Below are 16,158 nucleotides of genomic sequence, written 5' to 3' on the forward strand. Positions count from 1 at the left end.
TTTGAGCGCTGGATTACAGTCGCTTGATTCGGATGTTCCTGAATGAAACGTTGCCGGTATGTGCCTGAATGCCGATATAACCGCTCAGAGCGTCATCGGATACCTTCAGCCCGCGCGTGCTGAGCGGCAGACCCGGAGCATCGGTCACAGTCTGATTCTTTGGATTGGTGAAATCGCTCGTTTGCGTACCGTTCAGGGCTACTGTGTAGCGGTCGTTGCTCACGGTGATTTCCATGTCGTTCCAAGCGCCCGCCTGAAGAGGCTTTGCAGGTGTGAATAGTTGCATCCCGCCCGGACCGGTAGGGACGTTATATATGGCACCTGTGCGATGCTTATCGGCTCCGTCCGGGGCACCGTTTTCATCTATCTGTACTTCGAAGCCCGTGTACGCGGCAACCCACGCCGGGTTGGACGCGACGGCATTCTGAAGAACGGGGTCTGCATTCGTCGGCAAGTCATCTCCAACGGAATGCGGCGCGTGAAACCGAAGAAAGACGCCCGAGTTATCCGCTGGTTTCCCGGCGGCATTGTTTGGTCCAGCCAGACGGAACTGCAACCGCAAGGCGAAATCGTTGAACGCTTCGGCGGCATAGTAGAAGACGGAGTGAGCACCGACAGGAGCAAACACGCCATCGACCAATGCTGGCAACCCAGGTTGGGCGACCAGCGCGCCATCGACAAGCGCGAAACTACCTGGGCCCGCCGACTTCCATTGCTGGAAAGTCCTTTCCGTCCCATCAAAGAGCGACTGGAACCCCGCTTCGGCTGGGGTCGGCACCGGCGGCGAGGCGAGCTCCTCCGCCGTGCGGCGGCTCAACGCGACGCCTGAAAGCATCGGGTTCGGCGAGCCAATTGTAGGAAGGACTGCCGGACCGACAACATAGGCATTGTCCAGTTCCCAAATGCGTCCAAACGGGTCCGTCACCGAGGTCGAGGGCGTGTCGCCCATCCATAGGGTGCCTCCCTCGTGGTGGGTGGAGCTTAAGGCGTCTCGCCGGCTACTGGCTGCAGGAGCCCCCGGCTGCCAGACGGCGTTTGAGGGATTATTAGGTGCAGAGAGATATTGAATCGCTCCGCCACCCGCAAAGATGCCAGCGAGCTCATCGCAGGCGGCTTCCATCGCATTCCAAAGTTCGTTGTCGAGGTTCCCCCGTGGGTCGCTTGCGTCCTTCGGGTCTGTTTCCAGGCGCACTGTCGCGCGTGGCACTCCATTGCCGTCAGGAACATCCAGCTTGATGCGGTTCTGCGGGTCACTGGAGGTTTTATCGCCAATCATTTCCCCAATGCCGCGCAGAGTTACCACGACCCACTTGTCATTCAGGTCCTGGAACTTGTCGAGCTCGTCGATGTTCGGAATTTTCTTGAACAGTTCCGCCTCGGAGTTCATGCCCAGCTCGCCGACTCCATTGGCGGTAATTTGCACATGGAAATGACCTGGGGTTCCGGTGCTGCGAGTGTGTACGCCCTTCACGAACAACGCGGACACGGAGAGCTCTTTTGTCAGGTTCAGGCCGGCGAAGGACGCATGAGGAACACGAAAAGTCAAATTCGAGCGGAGATGGGCCATGAGGTTTCGACCGATGAGCGCCTTTTCCGGTACAGTATTTAGCGCCATACGCGTGTTTTCGATGGTGCCCATGGCGAGGATTACGACACCGGTCGCCGCAACGTTCAGGCTACCTTGGTTCGTCTCGACACCGATAACCCTGTTGCCGCTGCGCACAAGTCGAGTCACGTAGATGTTGTCGACAATCATCATCCGCTTTTTGACATCAGCAGATTCGACGTCGAACGGCGCTGCTTGCTGGGCCTCTGACTGCGCCATCCGCGCCGCTCTGATGAGCAACTGCACGCCACTAAATTTGTTTGATGGGAAGGCCCCAGCTCTACTGGATGACGACTGGACCGCCAACGGCGCCTCCAGGTCCTCAATGTTCGTCAATACGCCATGTTGGCCAGTCAGTTTTGTGACGCCCGGTGGACGGGCGTTGAGGCCATCGAACAGACGTTGCCGGAGCTCGGAATGGAGCGGTCCAAAAACAAAGTCATTAGCCGTATCAGTGCCCGTCTGGCGTGCGGCTTGGTCCAGATACGATTCGACCGGTATCGAACGCGGCACGACCTTTTTCGTCAGGTCGTCTCTTACGCTGGCAGGCCATGACGGGTCTGAAAGTTCAGAGTCAATGAAGTAAGGCGACCATCCGCCCCAGAACAAGGACCTCCCTCCCAGACAAAACGCGAGACCGGGAAAATCTTTGTTCCAGCTTCGGATGCTGTCAGACACCCACGGTTGCCCCCACACCGTTTGACTGTTCCCCTTTCCAGGCGGAGACAAGTCTGGCGGCAGATTCTGCACATGTTCCGCCAGTAAAAACGGGCCCGCTTCCAGCACGAGCAAGCGATAGCGATGCGACAAATCGATGTCAAACAAATGCGTCGCGGCAACGGCTCCGAAACTACCGCCACCGATGACGACATAGTCGAACGGGCGCGCATCTGCATGGCGGGCGGAGTTCTGACTCGCCATCGCCTCATCCAGCGTGTTGCACACGTACCGTGCCGGCAGGTCGAAACCAAAAGTGGACGACAGGGTCACCGTCTGAGGCATACCAGTTCTCCTTTGAGAATGTTCGCCACCTGAAATCGGGCACCGACAACGCGGTTCGCACTGCGCCGCGAACGGCAAGCGGGGAACGGTTCGATATGAAGGCCAATGATTCCCTGCCCATCGCGTCGCCAGCTGTCTCCCAGGAAATGGTAGGTGGCAAGTCCGCACAAAGCAAAAATAATTTGTAGCGTGCGTAACTTTGATGTAGGTTACGTGACATGAACGAAATGACTGACTGGCTACTTCTCGTCCTCACGCTTCCGACCGACAACGCAACCGCGCGCATGCGTTATTGGCGCGCCTTGAAATCTAAAGGCTGTGCTGTCTTGCGTGACGGGGTCTACTTGCTTCCGGACGGAGAGAGCGCAGCAGGCGAAATGGGCGAAATGTGCGAGAGCATCGGCCAAGCGGGCGGCACTTCCTACCTGATGAACTTTCGCAGTCGGGACGGCGTGCAGGACGCGGAGTTCCGGTCGTTGTTCGATAGGGCCGAAGAATATGCGACGCTGCGACGGTCGCTCGACGACACGCGTAAGACGCTATCCGGCCTAACGCCGGCCGAAATCACCAAGCTCTTGCGCCGAACCCGAAAGGAGTTTGAAGCGATAGCGGGCATCGATTTTTTCCCGAACGAAGCCACTGTTCGTGCTCAATCAGCCTGGCAAGATTTCGTCGCGGCCGCAGATGCGGTGCTGTCGCCCGGTGAGCCGCATCAGGCTGAAGGCACGATAAACCTTCTGAAGCGTGAGGAATATCAAGGGCGTGTGTGGGCGACCCGTCGGCGGCTCTGGGTCGACCGCGTGGCAAGTGCGTGGCTCATCAGGCGGTTCGTTGACCGCGATGCCCGATTTGAGTGGCTCGCGTCCCCGGACGATTGCCCGCCTGACGCACTCGGCTTTGATTTCGACGGCGCTGCGTTCACGCACATCAATGACCGCGTGACCTTTGAAGTATTAGCGGCGAGCTTCGGCATTGAAGATGAGCCTGGCATGGCCGGACTATCCGACATGGTCCACTCGCTTGATGTTGGCGGCGTCGTCGTTCCGGAAGCGGCCGGGTTCGAGGCGGTGATGACAGGCGCCACACAGCGCGGCCTGAACGACGACGAACTGCTGAACGAAATGAGCCAAATGCTTGACTCGCTGCTCGCGCATTTTGCTGCGGTGGAAAAGGGAGCAGCCAAGCGACGGAGGTGAACGGGCCTCTGAATGGTTCTGCAGTAGTTTTCTCCGTTCAGTGTCCGTTGCCAATCGCCATGGAAAAGCCGCCGTCGCAGCCACACCGCCTGCGCGATTTGCAACACCGGTCTGTGGTGACGCCACCGAGGTACCGGCACACCGCTGAACATTCAATCGCAAGCTGAAGCATTCGGAGTTTCAAGTGCAACAAAGTCAACTGGCATCAGATAGCGAGATGAACAATCAGCGCATTGAGGCGGCCGAGTCGGTGACCTTCCGTCAGGCGCTTTGGTACTGGCTCAAGCTAGGCTTTATCAGCTTCGGAGGTCCGGCTGGGCAGATTGCCATCATGCATCAGGACCTGGTCGAGCGAAAACGCTGGATTTCTGAAAAGCGGTTCCTGCACGCGTTGAACTACTGCATGGTCCTTCCCGGACCGGAGGCGCAGCAGTTGGCCACCTACATCGGTTGGCTGATGCATCGCACGTGGGGTGGCGTAATTGCAGGAGGCCTCTTCGTCCTGCCGTCGCTTTTCATCCTGATAGGACTATCCTGGGTCTACATGGCCTTCGGCAGTGTTCCGGCTGTGGCAGGCGTGCTTTACGGCATCAAGCCGGCGGTCACGGCGATTGTCGTCTTCGCCGCGTACAGGATTGGCTCTCGCGCACTGAAGAACGCATGGCTGTGGCTAATTGCTGCGGCAGCATTCCTTGCTATCTTCGTAGCCAACGTCCCGTTTCCGCTCATCGTCCTGGTGGCCGGCATCATTGGTCACTTTGGGGGTAAGTACGCTCCATCCAGATTCGTAGTCGGCGGAGGACACAAGTCGGGTGACAAGGCGTTTGGTCCCGCACTCCTTGACGACGACACGCCCACCCCGCGACACGCGCTCTTCACATGGAAGCGATTCACGGTCGTGCTTGCGACCTTCATGCTTGTCTGGCTCGCGGCCATCGCGGCACTTTCACTCACCTACGGCTGGGCAGGAACACTTACGCAAATGGCTTGGTTCTTCACGAAAGCCGCCCTGCTAACTTTCGGGGGCGCGTATGCGGTGTTGCCGTATGTCTACCAGGGTGCCGTCGATAACTACCACTGGTTGACCGGACTGCAGATGATAGATGGCCTGGCGCTCGGAGAGACGACGCCTGGACCGCTCATCATGGTGGTTTCCTTCGTCGGCTTCGTTGGTGGCTGGACCAGGGCCGTGTTCGGACCGAATGCAATATTAGCCTCTGCTGTCGCCGCATCCATCGTTGCGACGTTCTTTACGTTCCTGCCGTCTTTCCTGTTCATTCTGCTCGGCGGTCCCTTCATCGAAACGACGCACGGTAATCTGAAATTTACTGCGCCGTTGACAGCCATCACTTCAGCTGTGGTTGGCGTCATCGTGAATCTCGCCGTGTTTTTTGCCCTTCACGTGTTGTGGCCACATGGCATGCAGGGCGGATTCGAATGGCCCTCGCTGCTTATAGGTGTGGCTGCCGGTATCGCGCTGTTCCGGTTCAAGGTCGGGGTAATACCGGTCGTGCTGACATGCGGTGTAATCGGCCTCGCGCTGAGACTGTTCGTTTTTTGAGGGACTTTTCATCTGCGCTGTCGCCGATGCTGCTCACGCTGCCGCACGTCAATAGAAGACCAGATAGCTTTTACTGTCTTCCGCGCGTCAATGGATATGCCGGTGATGGATGTCAGGAAAGTGCGCATGCGTGTGAGTGATGGGCGCATGCTGATGAGGATGCGTGTGCGGCTCCTCACTGTCCCAATCAAAATCATGCGTATGCTGATGGTGCTCGTCGTGCCGGTGTCGATGGATATGGTCCAGAATCTCGTGAGTGTGCGGATGTTCATGCCGCTCACGGATATGAAGCCAGATACCCGAAGCCATGAGTACGGCGGCAATCCAGAAAGACAGCGATGGCACCTCTGGCCAGAGGAAAAACGATAACGCGACGCCGAATACTGGGGCGACAGAAAAATACGCGCCGGTTCGGGCGGTCCCGAGATTTCGCAGGGCGACGACAAAAAGAACCAGGCTCACGCCATAGCCACCGAAGCCGGTGAGCATGGCAGCCGCCATCTTACCGACGCCTGGCAGATGTGCGCCGAGAAGCAGCGCGATGCTCAGATTGACTGAGCCGGCGGCAAGACCTTTCAGACAGGCAATGACCATCGCGTCGTTCGCCGACACCTTCCGCGTCAAATTATTGTCGACTGCCCACGCAACGCAGGCTGCGACGACGAGCAGTGCACCGGGCGAGACGGCAGTGCCGCCCGGCTGCCACGAAAGGACGACCCCGCCCGCCACTATCGCGACCATCCCGAGAAATATCTGCACGTCGACGTTCTCGCGGAACACAACCCAGGCAATCACCGCCGTGAATACCCCTTCAAGATTCAGTAATAGGGAACTGGTTGCGGCAGGAGCCGAGCTGAGGCCGAGCATCAGCAATGCAGGTCCGGCCACCCCGCCCGCTGCGATTGCGCCAAGGAGCCAGGGCACTTCGGCGACCTGAATCCGGCTTTCGTTTTGCCGCTCCTTCGCCGTGCGACGCAGGCGCTGGATAACGATGCCGATGGCAAGTCCCACTCCACTGCCCAGATAGAACAGACCCGCAACCATGAAGGGCGAGAGCGTTCCAAGAAGCGTCTTGGCGAGTGGTGTAGTTGCGCCAAATAGCGCGGCTGCCAGAAGTGCGGTGAAAGCGGCGTTGTGACGTGCGTGCATGAAATAAAGGTCTTCGAGCGAACGCTCGGTTCAGAAATATTGTAGGCAGGCGGTGGGCAGGTTGCGACAGCTACGCAGCCACATCCTTGGCTACGGAAGAGTATATACTCCCCTGGGGTATAACGGGGAGCACGCCATGGGCCACACCATTCAGGAAAAACAGAAACTTCTCAATCGGGTTCGCCGCATCAAGGGGCAGGTCGAAGCCATTGAGCGGGCGCTTGAGGAAGAGCACGGCTGCACAGATGTTCTGCAGCGGATTACAAGTTGTCGCGGGGCAATGAACGGCCTGCTGGCAGTTGTCCTGGAGGACCACATCAGGAATCATCTTGTCGATGCGGATAGCGGCGAGGACCACGGCGGCAGCGCGACGGAACAGCTCATCGAAGTTGTTCACAGCTATTTCAAGTGATTGGGTTGGAAATGACTGATTTCAAGGACGCTGCGTTCAGCGCAGGGCATGACCACATCTTTCTTGGTGCCGGTCACGAGCAGAACGAGCGAAAGACGTGGGCAGTGATTGCGCTATGCAGCGCGATGATGCTGGTTGAAATCGTCGGCGGCAGTATGTTCGGGTCGCTAGCCCTCGTGGCAGACGGCCTCCACATGTCGACACATGCTGGCGCGATGCTGATTGCAGCGCTGGCTTACACGTATGCACGCAGGCATGCTACCGATTCCCGCTTTGTGTTCGGTACTGGCAAGCTTGGCGACCTCGCCGGATATACGAGTGCCGTCGTGCTGGCAATGATTGCGTTGCTCATCGGCTACGAGGCGGTGTCGCGTTTTCTGTCACCGGTACCGATTCATTTCGGCGAAGCAATTCCCATCGCGGTGGTCGGCCTGCTGGTCAATCTGGCGAGTGTATGGCTGCTGAGCGGTGACCATCACGGACACAGTCATGGGCATGGCCACGGCCACAGTCACGATGACCACGCCCACGACGAGGTCCCGAAGATATCTGCCCCCTCAGGCGTGTTTGCAGTCTCTATCTTCGAGGATGGTGTGCCGCCCGTTTTCCGGATTACGCCTGCAACGGAGAGTTTGCGACTGAAGGCGTCGACGGTGTCCGTGACCACAGTACGCCCTGACGGGACACAACAGGTGTTCGGGCTGGTGGACCGGGGTGGCTATCTGGAATCAACGGAAGACATACCGGAGCCACACGCCTTCAAGGCCATTGTGCACATGCCGGACGGCGAGCACGAGGTCGAATTCGAAGAGCACGAGCACGGCCACGACGCGCACGGCGCAGCGACCCGGGACCACAACATCCGGTCGGCGTATATCCACGTGATGGCTGACGTGGCGGTCTCCATGCTGGCAATCATTGGTCTCGTACTGGCGCGCGCATTTGGCTGGTTCTGGATGGACCCGCTGGCCGGCGTCATCGGGGCTCTGGTGATTGCAAACTGGTCGTACGGGCTATTGTGTGACACCGGTGCAATCCTGCTCGACATGAATCCCGACCGGCGCATGGAGGAAAACGTGCGCAACGCCATCGAGGACCGTGGCGACAAGGTCGTGGACCTGCATGTATGGCGAGTCGGTCCGGGTCACATGAGTGCCGTTGTGTCGGTGGCGACCAAGGAGTCCAAGCGGGACTCGCGTTTCTATCATGCGGTGCTCGAACGCTTCACGGGGCTGTCGCATGTCACCGTGGAAGTGCAACCTTCGCAAACGGCGGCCTGACTCATGGCAGTCAACTCCCCGTGTGTCGACGTTTGTAGAATCGACGGCAAGTCCGGTTTATGCATTGGATGCTTTCGCACACGCGACGAAATTCGCGGATAGAAGAACATGACCGACCACCGTCGCCATCAGGTGATTAACGACAGGGCCGGCCGGGAGGCAAAGCTGCAGCGCGAATCAACAGACTCGTCGGCGCACGCAGAGAATATTGCGGGCGGCACTCCGTAGGCCAGCGAGCCGGCTGATTGCCGGCTCTTCCCTGTCGCCGCCGAACCTGCACAACGGGACGGCTCCTCCATCCACCGCCATGAGATAGTGCATCAACGTTCTAACGTGGGGGAATTATGCCGAGGCGACATAAGGAACAGCACCGTCTCGAATCCACTGGCTGGCTGCGCGCCGCTGTACTGGGTGCCAATGATGGCATTGTCTCGACGGCGAGCCTGGTTGCTGGAGTAGCGTCAGCGCACACCACTCATGGGAGCGTTGTGCTCACGGCCGTGGCCGGCCTGGTTGCGGGCGCCATGTCGATGGCGACGGGGGAATACGTATCGGTTTCCTCGCAGGCGGATACTGAAAAGGCGGCCTTGGTCCAGGAGCAGGCTGAGCTCAATACTGACTTTTTACATGAGCATCGAGAATTGAGTGCCATCTACGTACGGCGTGGCCTTGATTTTCCGCTTGCCAGCCAGGTCGCCGAAAAGCTGATGGCGCACGACGCACTGGGTGCTCATGCGCGTGATGAACTGGGCATTTCGGAAGTCACTTCTGCCCGACCTCTGCAGGCGGCGCTAGCTTCGGCCTGCAGCTTCGCGGTTGGCGCCGCGTTGCCGGTTGTTGTTGCCGCACTTGCGGCCGAATCGGTGCTGCTTCCATCCATAGTCCTCTCTGCCCTGGCTTCGCTAGCCGCTTTAGGCGGTTTGGCCGCGAAAGCGGGCGGAGCGAAAGTTGGCCCAGGTGTTTTCCGTGTGGTCTTCTGGAGCGCGTTGGCAATGGGCGTGTCATCAGGCGTCGGTGCTTTGTTTGGTGCGGTAGCCTGACGCGCCGAACGCTGCTGTGGACGAGATACTTTCAGCAAAGCACGACCAGGGAAAGCCTTCGCAAAGCGTTGCGACCGTTGACAAATCTTGCCGCCGCTACGGCCCCTATTCCGTCGGCTCAAACGTTCTTGCGGGCACGCATCAACCGAGCGCGAAATGAGCATTACTGCCTTCGCCGACTTCACCGCCGCCGGCGACGACCGACAGAGCGCGCCCGCACTCGCTGTCAAACTAATCCGCCCAGCTTGCCGCCAATTCGATTTGCCAGGATGTATTGCAGCTTTTCAAGCGAGAGCGGCTTGGTTAAGTGGTAGTCGAAGCCTGCAGCTAGCGCACGTGATTTATCGGACTCGGCGGCGTAGCCGGTCAACGCGACTAGCGTGATGTTATCCAGGCTCCGTTCAGAGCGAACAGCGCGCGCTACATCGAAACCGTCAACATCCGGCATTCCGACATCGACAATTGCTACCTCCGGCCGTACTTCCGTCATAAGGCGGATTGCGTCGCGCCCATTGCTCGCCGTGGTTACATTGTGCCCTTCGAGTTCCAGCAACAAGCCCAACGAAAGCAAAGCGTCCTGATTGTCATCAACCAGCAGAAGGCGTACTGGGCCGAGGCCCAAAGCTTCGGCAGTCTGTTCTGGTCGGGCCGGCGCCGATGCCGTACGAAGGATTGGCAAACGCAACGTTACAACCGTGCCTGTGCCTGGCCCTTCGCTGTGAAGCGATATGCTCCCCTTATGAAGTTCAACCATGCACTCCGCATCCGTTTCCCTCGTATTGCATATAGAAACTCAATTCTGACTCGTATGGACAAGGTGGCATCGGGTGGCACCCGCCAGCGAATCGAAACGGAAGTCCGTCAACTAGCGCCGGCATGTCGCTCGTAGCACTTAGAAGGGGTTCAATAAATGCGCTTATAAGATGGGGGATTTACAGACGGATTTGTTGAATTAAAAATCTCCCGGAATATCTATGGCGATTAAGTCAAATCGCGTGATATGACAGACCTGTCACACGTCGCCGAGCTAACGCGTCCGACGTTTTGTGCCGCCCCTTTTGTCGAAGGGCTGCCGTGAGTGACCGCTAGCGTGGACGAGGAGTGACCGGTGGCGCGCTAGGGAAATTCGTACCACGGGGATGGGTCCTGAGATAACGGACGCGCTGGCGAAGCTAGAGGCGCGGGGCCCGCAATAGTCTGGCGGAGCCTTTATGGCGGAAGGTTCTAGGCGCTAGCCTAGGGACCGACGCAAACATGTGGATTTTCAAACTGGAAACCTAAAGAAGGATATCCTTACTTAGGAGTGGTTTTACTATTCTTGTGTGCGCATCGTCTGGTTATTCCATTTTTTTTTCTCGCGTGAAGAGATACCCTTCGGAATAACCGTGCATCTTCTCAGGTCGGATATCCGCGTATGAGCCGCTACGCGGCCTGCTTACCAGGGAGCGGATGGATGGAGAGTGTCGTGTATCGGGGCGTAAGTGGTGGCGAGTCGGTGGGCGCCCGTGTTTCAACTGCAGGTGCCCTGTCTCATGCAGCGACAATTCCACTGGGTCCGAGGCTCGCGCTTCGAGTACGTCTTCCCTGGTCAGCATAAGTCGGGATGCGCATTGGAGGGTCTCCGTAGCCCTTCACTTGAGAATGGTTCATGCGCGATTCCGGATTGCCCGGCTGGTCGCTGTGGATGGCACGCTTCTGGAGTTTGACAACCCAGAAACCTTCACCGAAAGTGTAAGCGTACAATGTCCCGTGGCAACCGACGGCAGAGAACAACATGTCAAATCAAGCCTCAGTTCAAGACGAGTTCCTGCTGGCACTTCTCAAGGAAGAGACTCCCGCAAGCGTTTACCTGGTAAACGGAATCAGATTGAGCGGCCGAGTCGTGTCATTCGACTCATACGTAGTTATCCTGCAGTCCGTTTCCGGCCACCAGATGATATTCAAACACGCAATCTCTACTGTGGTGCCTAATGTAGGGGGGCGGCTGCCACAGCCGCTCCCCAATGCTGCCTAACTGCCCTGCGCTAGGTGCCAGTGCATTAGTGGGACGAACGCAATGGGTCATCAGTCTCCGCAAGGGCTCGATAGGTAGCCTGGCGCACGTAGAAACCACACCCGGACCGCTCATCATGGTGGTTTCCTTCGTCGGCTTCGTTGGTGGCTGGACCAAGCCAGTGTTCGGGCCGGATGCAATATTCGCCGCTGCTGTCGCCGCGTCCATCGTCGTGACGTTCTTTACGTTCCTGCCGTCTTTCCTGTTCATTCTGCTCGGCGGCCCCTTCATCGAAACGACTCACGGTAATCTGAAATTTACTGCGCCGTTGACAGCCATCACTTCAGCTGTGGTTGGCGTCATCGTGAATCTCGCCGTGTTTTTTGCCCTTCACGTGTTGTGGCCACATGGCATGCCGGGCGGATTCAAATGGCCCTCGCTGCTTATAGGTGTGGTTGCCGGTATTGCGCTGTTCCGGTTCAAGGTCGGGGTGATACCGGTCGTGCTCACATGTGGTGTCATCGGACTCGCACTGAGACTGTTTGTTTTTTGAGGGACCTTTCTCCTGAACCAGTCACCGACGTTGCTCACGCCGCCGCACGTCAATAGAAGACCAGATAGCCTTTTACTGTCTTCCGCGCGTCGTGCCGGTGTCGATGGTTATCAGTCGCGGCACCGAACGCTGGCGCGCCGCTCAAACTCAATCGTTTCATTCATTCATATTGCGGTAACTTCATTCCTGTCGTGTTTCTCATCCTGACCAGCGGCCGGTCGCGTGTCGGCGTGCAGGGCAGGCAAAACGTGTGCCGCGACCCTGGCGAAAGTCAGGGCCAACAACGAGAATCGACGGGGCGCCAACGAGACGTGCTCCGCTCTTCACGAGCAGCTTCGGTACGCTTCGAAGTCAACCGTTGTGCAATGAACAACTCGACTGTATGCATCAGCAGGTCGATAGGAGCCGGCTTGCGAAGGAAAGCAGCCCAGCCACGTGGTTCATCCGGTGGCTCTGGCATTGCGGACAACATGACGACCGGTATGCCAGCGAGGGACGGCTGACATTTGAGACGGCGGCATAGCTCTGCGCCGTCCATTTCAGGCATTTGCCAGTCAGTGATAACGAGTTGTGGAATATTACGGGCTGCCTTCTGCAACGCGTCGCATCCATTTTCGGCAAGCACCACGTGATGGCCGCCGCTCTCCAGGGCCAGTTGTAGAGCCCATCGGTTTTCACGGTCATCTCTACAAGGAGGACGGTAGACATGGCATGCCACGCGTCACATCATTATTATGCCTGCCGCAAACGCTGTACCCGAGGGAAGGCTTGTTGCGGTATTAGGCACCTGACCGGCAGCTCAAGCGGGAAATCGAGATGACACCATATCTGGGGCAGAGCGAGCCGAAATTCCGTTTCGTCAGCGGGGCGTTTCCCCAACGGATGCAAGGATTGAAGTAAGTGCCTGCATATCGACAGGTTTCGCCATGTGACGGTCAAAGCCAGCTGAAAGCGCTGCCACGCGGTCGCTCTCCGACGTGTCTCCCGTGAATGCGACGAGCTTCAGATGTTTAAGCGCTGGCCGCGTTCGTAGCTCTGCCGCCAAAGAAAAGCCATCCATGTCAGGCATATTCACGTCGATGAACGCGACGTCAGGAGTGAAGTCGTCCAGAGCGCTGAGTGCCTCAGGCGCACTGGTTGCGGTGCGGACGATGTGGCCGTCCAGACCGAGCAGGAGCGCGAGTGACTCCACCGTGTCCTTGTCGTCATCCACCACGAGTACGCGGCAGGGCGCGCAAGGCGCAGTCGCATGAGGCTGCGTACCAGACAGTTCAGGCCCGCGCGACAACGGCAGACGAATGGTCACCGTTGTTCCGGAGGACGACTCGTCGCTTTGGACCGCGACGGTACCGCCGTGCGCCTCTACCAGATATTTCACCAGGGCTAGCCCGATTCCGAGACCGGCTTCCGTCGAAGGGGAGTGGCTACCGCGCTGGGTGAACATGTCAAAGACGTGGGGCAACGCTGGTGCGGATATGCCATATCCTTCGTCGGCGACGGTCATCAATAAGGTAGCCTCAGTCGTCGGCCCGGCAGGTTCCGTCGGAACGTCTACAGCCGCAGTCAAATCTATGCGACTGCCATCTGGTGAGTACTTCGCGGCGTTGCTCAATACGTTGGCGAGTACTTGGGTAATCCGGCCGGCATCGACGTAAACCAGCACCGCCTCGGATGGCGCGGTGACGGTAAGCGTGTGCCTGCGCGCCTCCATTTGCGGCCGGACAGCGGCAATTGCATCATTCAGAATGTCTGCCAGGAGGCTGTTCTCTGGTCTGACCGTGACCTTGCCCTGCCGGATTCTGGACGCGTCGAACAGGTCGTCGACAAGGCGCTGCAACCTGTGGAGCTGACGTTCGGCAATATCAAGCGCCTGCTCCGCCTGTTGTGATTGGAGCTCCAGACGTCCCAGACATTTGATGGCGCTGTCGATGGGGGCAATTGGGCTGCGCAACTCGTGGCTTAGTGTCGCTATGAATTCGTCCTTACGCGTCTCCGCTTCGCGCAGGGCGGACTGGGCAGTTTCGGCCTGTATGGCCCGACTTTCGGCTAGCGCCTTCATGCGCGCCACCTGCATCGTCGCGCCCGTGAAATCTGCGAGGCTGGTGAGCAATCGCAGGTCCTCGGCATCGAAGCGAACTTCAGGACGTTGCGACATCACCCAGATGGCGCCCCACGCGTCGTCCCGGACAGGAATTGGCACGAGCAACGCCTCGACCACGGGCGGGGACAGCATCTCGATGGACGGGAAGAAGCGCTGGGGCGTCCCGAATAGCTCCGGTTTGCCCAATGCCAGCGTAACGCCGCACAGGCTGTCGTCGAAGGGCCGGTGAGTATTGAGAAGGGGCACAGCCCGCCCCGCGAGAGCCGCCCACCGGAAGCTGGCAGGCCGGTCGGGCGGCGACTCAAGTACGCTGATGCCTGCGCTGTCTGCGCGACACAGCCGCGCAGCTTCGCGGGCAAGCGTATCAAGCATTTCTGTGTCCGACGTGGCCAGTGCATGGGCGAGTTCGCCCAACACCTTTGCCTCTGCCTCATAATCCGGATGCCGACTTGGCCTCGAATACAGCGCAGAAGTTATGAGCGACTGGCGATGGGTCTCGCGGATGCTGTCCGGCTTCGGGATGGTCATAAGCTGTGAAAGGGTTTTCAGGAATACGTTCCACCCCGGCGAGCCGCCAGTCCGGATTCCATGGGCCCAACAACAATCATAGCCGCTTGCGACCCGTATATTGGTTTTTGAGGACCACGCCGGATGCCTGTTCTGCTCATCGATTGCGCGCGACAGAAATGGGGCAATGCGGCAACGTGACCTTGTGTTGGGTGCCCTCACACAGGGCTGGGAAGAAAAGGGCAAACGCCTGAAAGCGAGTGTTTCCCATTCTCCGACTCGCCAGTCACGCCCGCATCTCCGGTGGAGCATCCAATGCGGCGCGTATCACTGACGCTCTGACGCCGGATGGCCTTGTGAACACCGTGTCGGGGAACGCGCGTACAGGACACCGGCCAGGCTTGGACTATAGCTCTACTGAAACCTGATTTCGGCCGAGGCGTTTAGCTTTGTAGAGCGCGCGGTCGGCGCGACAGAACGTCTCGTCCAGCCTGTCCTCGCGAGACACCTGCGTAATGCCGGCCGATACGGAATATCGCACCTCTTTTCCGGCAACGCTTAGGACAATCCGGCTCAGCGCCGCATGGCGCATTCGTTCGACCACCCGCAGTGCCTCTGCTGCCGTTGTCCCAGGCATCACCAGCAGGAATTCCTCGCCTCCGATTCGCCCAATAACGTCGGAGCGTCGGACCAGGTTCCGGGCCAGGGAGGCAAAATCGCAGAGGACCGCATCTCCCGCAAGGTGTCCGTGCTCGTCGTTGATGTTTTTGAACCGGTCCAGGTCAAAGAGTGCGATTGCAATTGGCGTTTCCGGAGCCGGCAGCGTCACAATCGCAGTGTCGAGATAGTCGAGGACCTGTCTACGGTTTGGCAGCCCAGTCAACGCATCTGTTCTTGCTTCGTGCAGGGCTCGCTCATGAGCATGGGCTAACAAGCGCTCATTCTCCTTAAGAGGGGAAATCTCACTGCCCACGAGGACAAGCCACCCGTCATCCAGCAGCGTTTCGGTCATCCAGTACCAGCTGCCATCGACCATATCTGTCGTGAAAAAACGCTGCCCCGGCTGACCGCGTCGTCGCCGTTGTGTTTCAGCAATAAATGCCCGGGTGTCCTCACAATCTATTATCGGGCCGATACCGTTTCGCGCCCCTCGCATTATCAGGTCGGCAAACGTCATCGTTCCCTCGACCGCGTCGAGTTTAAACGCCCTCTTAAACGCAGCGCTCGCATAACGCAACACGTCTTCCGGGTCGTACGTCGCCACAATTAACGACCCGTCTGCAAACGCGCGAATGAGCGCGTCAGCCGGCCCGAAACCAAACGGCACTGCACCTGTGGGGTTCATTGTGCTGTTCTCTCGCTCAGTAGGTCCCACGGGAATGGGCCTCGTTTTTTCTGATTGCATTCTACCTGGGAGACGTCGCGTTGTGATACGTCTGTCCGAGGCCAGAGTCAGCCACCGGAAGGACGATGCTGTCACGCTGTCGCGGCAGGTCCTGACGGTCGCTGAACGCGATGCTCGAGCCGGAGACCGGCAGATGTTCGACGCGTTGGTGAAGACGCTTCTTTCTGGCCAGGCGGTTGACGTCAGGCGCCCTCCGATGCAGCAGTCTGGCTCCTGCCGTGCGGGCCAAGCTTTTGAGAGGTCCACGGCGACTTACAGACGGTTACCGGAGAGGCCCTGCCGTTTCGCCTTGTGGTCTTTGGTTCGCCTAGGATGAAAGTGGATTATCGGGCCGTTAGCAGGCAGGATGCCTG

12 protein-coding genes and 2 pseudogenes are annotated in these 16,158 nt (G+C 58.6%); 8 read left to right on the plus strand and 6 right to left on the minus strand.

Annotated elements, in window-relative coordinates; genetic code table 11:
- Window positions 1-13: 13 nt before the first annotated feature.
- Window positions 14-2,608 carry a 3-keto-alpha-glucoside-1,2-lyase-like domain-containing protein gene (locus tag P0D84_RS05010; protein ID WP_408333044.1) on the minus strand — a complete coding sequence of 865 codons (2,595 nt, stop codon included), beginning with the start codon at window positions 2,606-2,608 and terminating at the stop codon, window positions 14-16.
- Between the two features lie 218 nt (window positions 2,609-2,826).
- Between P0D84_RS05010 and P0D84_RS05015 the strand changes: the two genes are divergently transcribed.
- Both P0D84_RS05015 and chrA read left to right on the plus strand, forming a co-directional pair.
- Complete coding sequence (locus P0D84_RS05015) at window positions 2,827-3,804, plus strand: chromate resistance protein ChrB domain-containing protein (RefSeq protein ID WP_408333047.1); 978 nt, start codon at window positions 2,827-2,829, stop codon at window positions 3,802-3,804.
- Between the two features lie 217 nt (window positions 3,805-4,021).
- The gene (gene chrA, locus P0D84_RS05020) at window positions 4,022-5,365 is read left to right on the plus strand and encodes a chromate efflux transporter (protein ID WP_408339682.1); all 1,344 of its coding nucleotides are present in this window, start codon (window positions 4,022-4,024) and stop codon (window positions 5,363-5,365) included.
- An 87-nt stretch (window positions 5,366-5,452) separates the two neighbouring features.
- Here the strand turns inward: chrA and P0D84_RS05025 are convergent, their stop codons facing one another.
- A complete protein-coding gene (locus tag P0D84_RS05025) occupies window positions 5,453-6,514 on the minus strand; it encodes a DMT family transporter (protein WP_408333050.1) in 1,062 nt (353 codons plus the stop codon).
- A gap of 136 nt (window positions 6,515-6,650) precedes the next feature.
- On the opposite strand from P0D84_RS05025, the gene P0D84_RS05030 reads away from it, so the two are divergent.
- From P0D84_RS05030 to P0D84_RS05045, 4 genes and pseudogenes are all read left to right on the plus strand, one after another.
- The gene (locus P0D84_RS05030; protein WP_408333053.1) at window positions 6,651-6,926 is read left to right on the plus strand and encodes a metal/formaldehyde-sensitive transcriptional repressor; all 276 of its coding nucleotides are present in this window, start codon (window positions 6,651-6,653) and stop codon (window positions 6,924-6,926) included.
- Between the two features lie 11 nt (window positions 6,927-6,937).
- A complete protein-coding gene (gene dmeF / locus P0D84_RS05035) occupies window positions 6,938-8,206 on the plus strand; it encodes a CDF family Co(II)/Ni(II) efflux transporter DmeF (RefSeq protein ID WP_408333056.1) in 1,269 nt (422 codons plus the stop codon).
- Between the two features lie 3 nt (window positions 8,207-8,209).
- Window positions 8,210-8,434 (plus strand): annotated as a pseudogene (locus P0D84_RS05040) (DUF1289 domain-containing protein).
- 116 nt (window positions 8,435-8,550) lie between these two features.
- Window positions 8,551-9,246, plus strand: coding sequence for a VIT1/CCC1 transporter family protein (locus P0D84_RS05045; protein ID WP_408333059.1), 696 nt, complete (start codon window positions 8,551-8,553; stop codon window positions 9,244-9,246).
- A 226-nt stretch (window positions 9,247-9,472) separates the two neighbouring features.
- Here P0D84_RS05045 and P0D84_RS05050 read toward each other — a convergent pair whose 3' ends face one another.
- Window positions 9,473-10,000, minus strand: a complete 528-nt coding sequence (locus P0D84_RS05050; RefSeq protein WP_408333062.1) for a response regulator — start codon at window positions 9,998-10,000, stop codon at window positions 9,473-9,475.
- Between the two features lie 1,020 nt (window positions 10,001-11,020).
- Between P0D84_RS05050 and hfq the strand changes: the two genes are divergently transcribed.
- Window positions 11,021-11,260 carry an RNA chaperone Hfq gene (gene hfq / locus P0D84_RS05055; protein WP_408333065.1) on the plus strand — a complete coding sequence of 80 codons (240 nt, stop codon included), beginning with the start codon at window positions 11,021-11,023 and terminating at the stop codon, window positions 11,258-11,260.
- Between the two features lie 70 nt (window positions 11,261-11,330).
- Window positions 11,331-11,792, plus strand: a pseudogene (locus P0D84_RS05060) (chromate transporter); the annotation flags it as partial.
- 271 nt (window positions 11,793-12,063) lie between these two features.
- On the opposite strand, the gene P0D84_RS05065 reads toward P0D84_RS05060, so the two are convergent.
- The 3 genes from P0D84_RS05065 to P0D84_RS05075 all read right to left on the minus strand — a co-directional run bounded on the left by P0D84_RS05065 (window position 12,064) and on the right by P0D84_RS05075 (window position 15,745).
- A complete protein-coding gene (locus P0D84_RS05065) occupies window positions 12,064-12,510 on the minus strand; it encodes a response regulator (protein ID WP_408333068.1) in 447 nt (148 codons plus the stop codon).
- Window positions 12,511-12,651: 141 nt separating this feature from the next.
- Window positions 12,652-14,421 (minus strand): hybrid sensor histidine kinase/response regulator, encoded by a 1,770-nt coding sequence (locus P0D84_RS05070; RefSeq protein ID WP_408333071.1) that lies wholly within the window; start codon window positions 14,419-14,421, stop codon window positions 12,652-12,654.
- A 385-nt stretch (window positions 14,422-14,806) separates the two neighbouring features.
- A complete protein-coding gene (locus tag P0D84_RS05075) occupies window positions 14,807-15,745 on the minus strand; it encodes a GGDEF domain-containing protein (RefSeq protein ID WP_408333074.1) in 939 nt (312 codons plus the stop codon).
- Between the last annotated feature and the right edge of the window lie 413 nt (window positions 15,746-16,158).

Source organism: Paraburkholderia sp. RL17-337-BIB-A (genome assembly GCF_046025895.1).
GTDB lineage: Bacteria > Pseudomonadota > Gammaproteobacteria > Burkholderiales > Burkholderiaceae > Paraburkholderia > Paraburkholderia fungorum_C.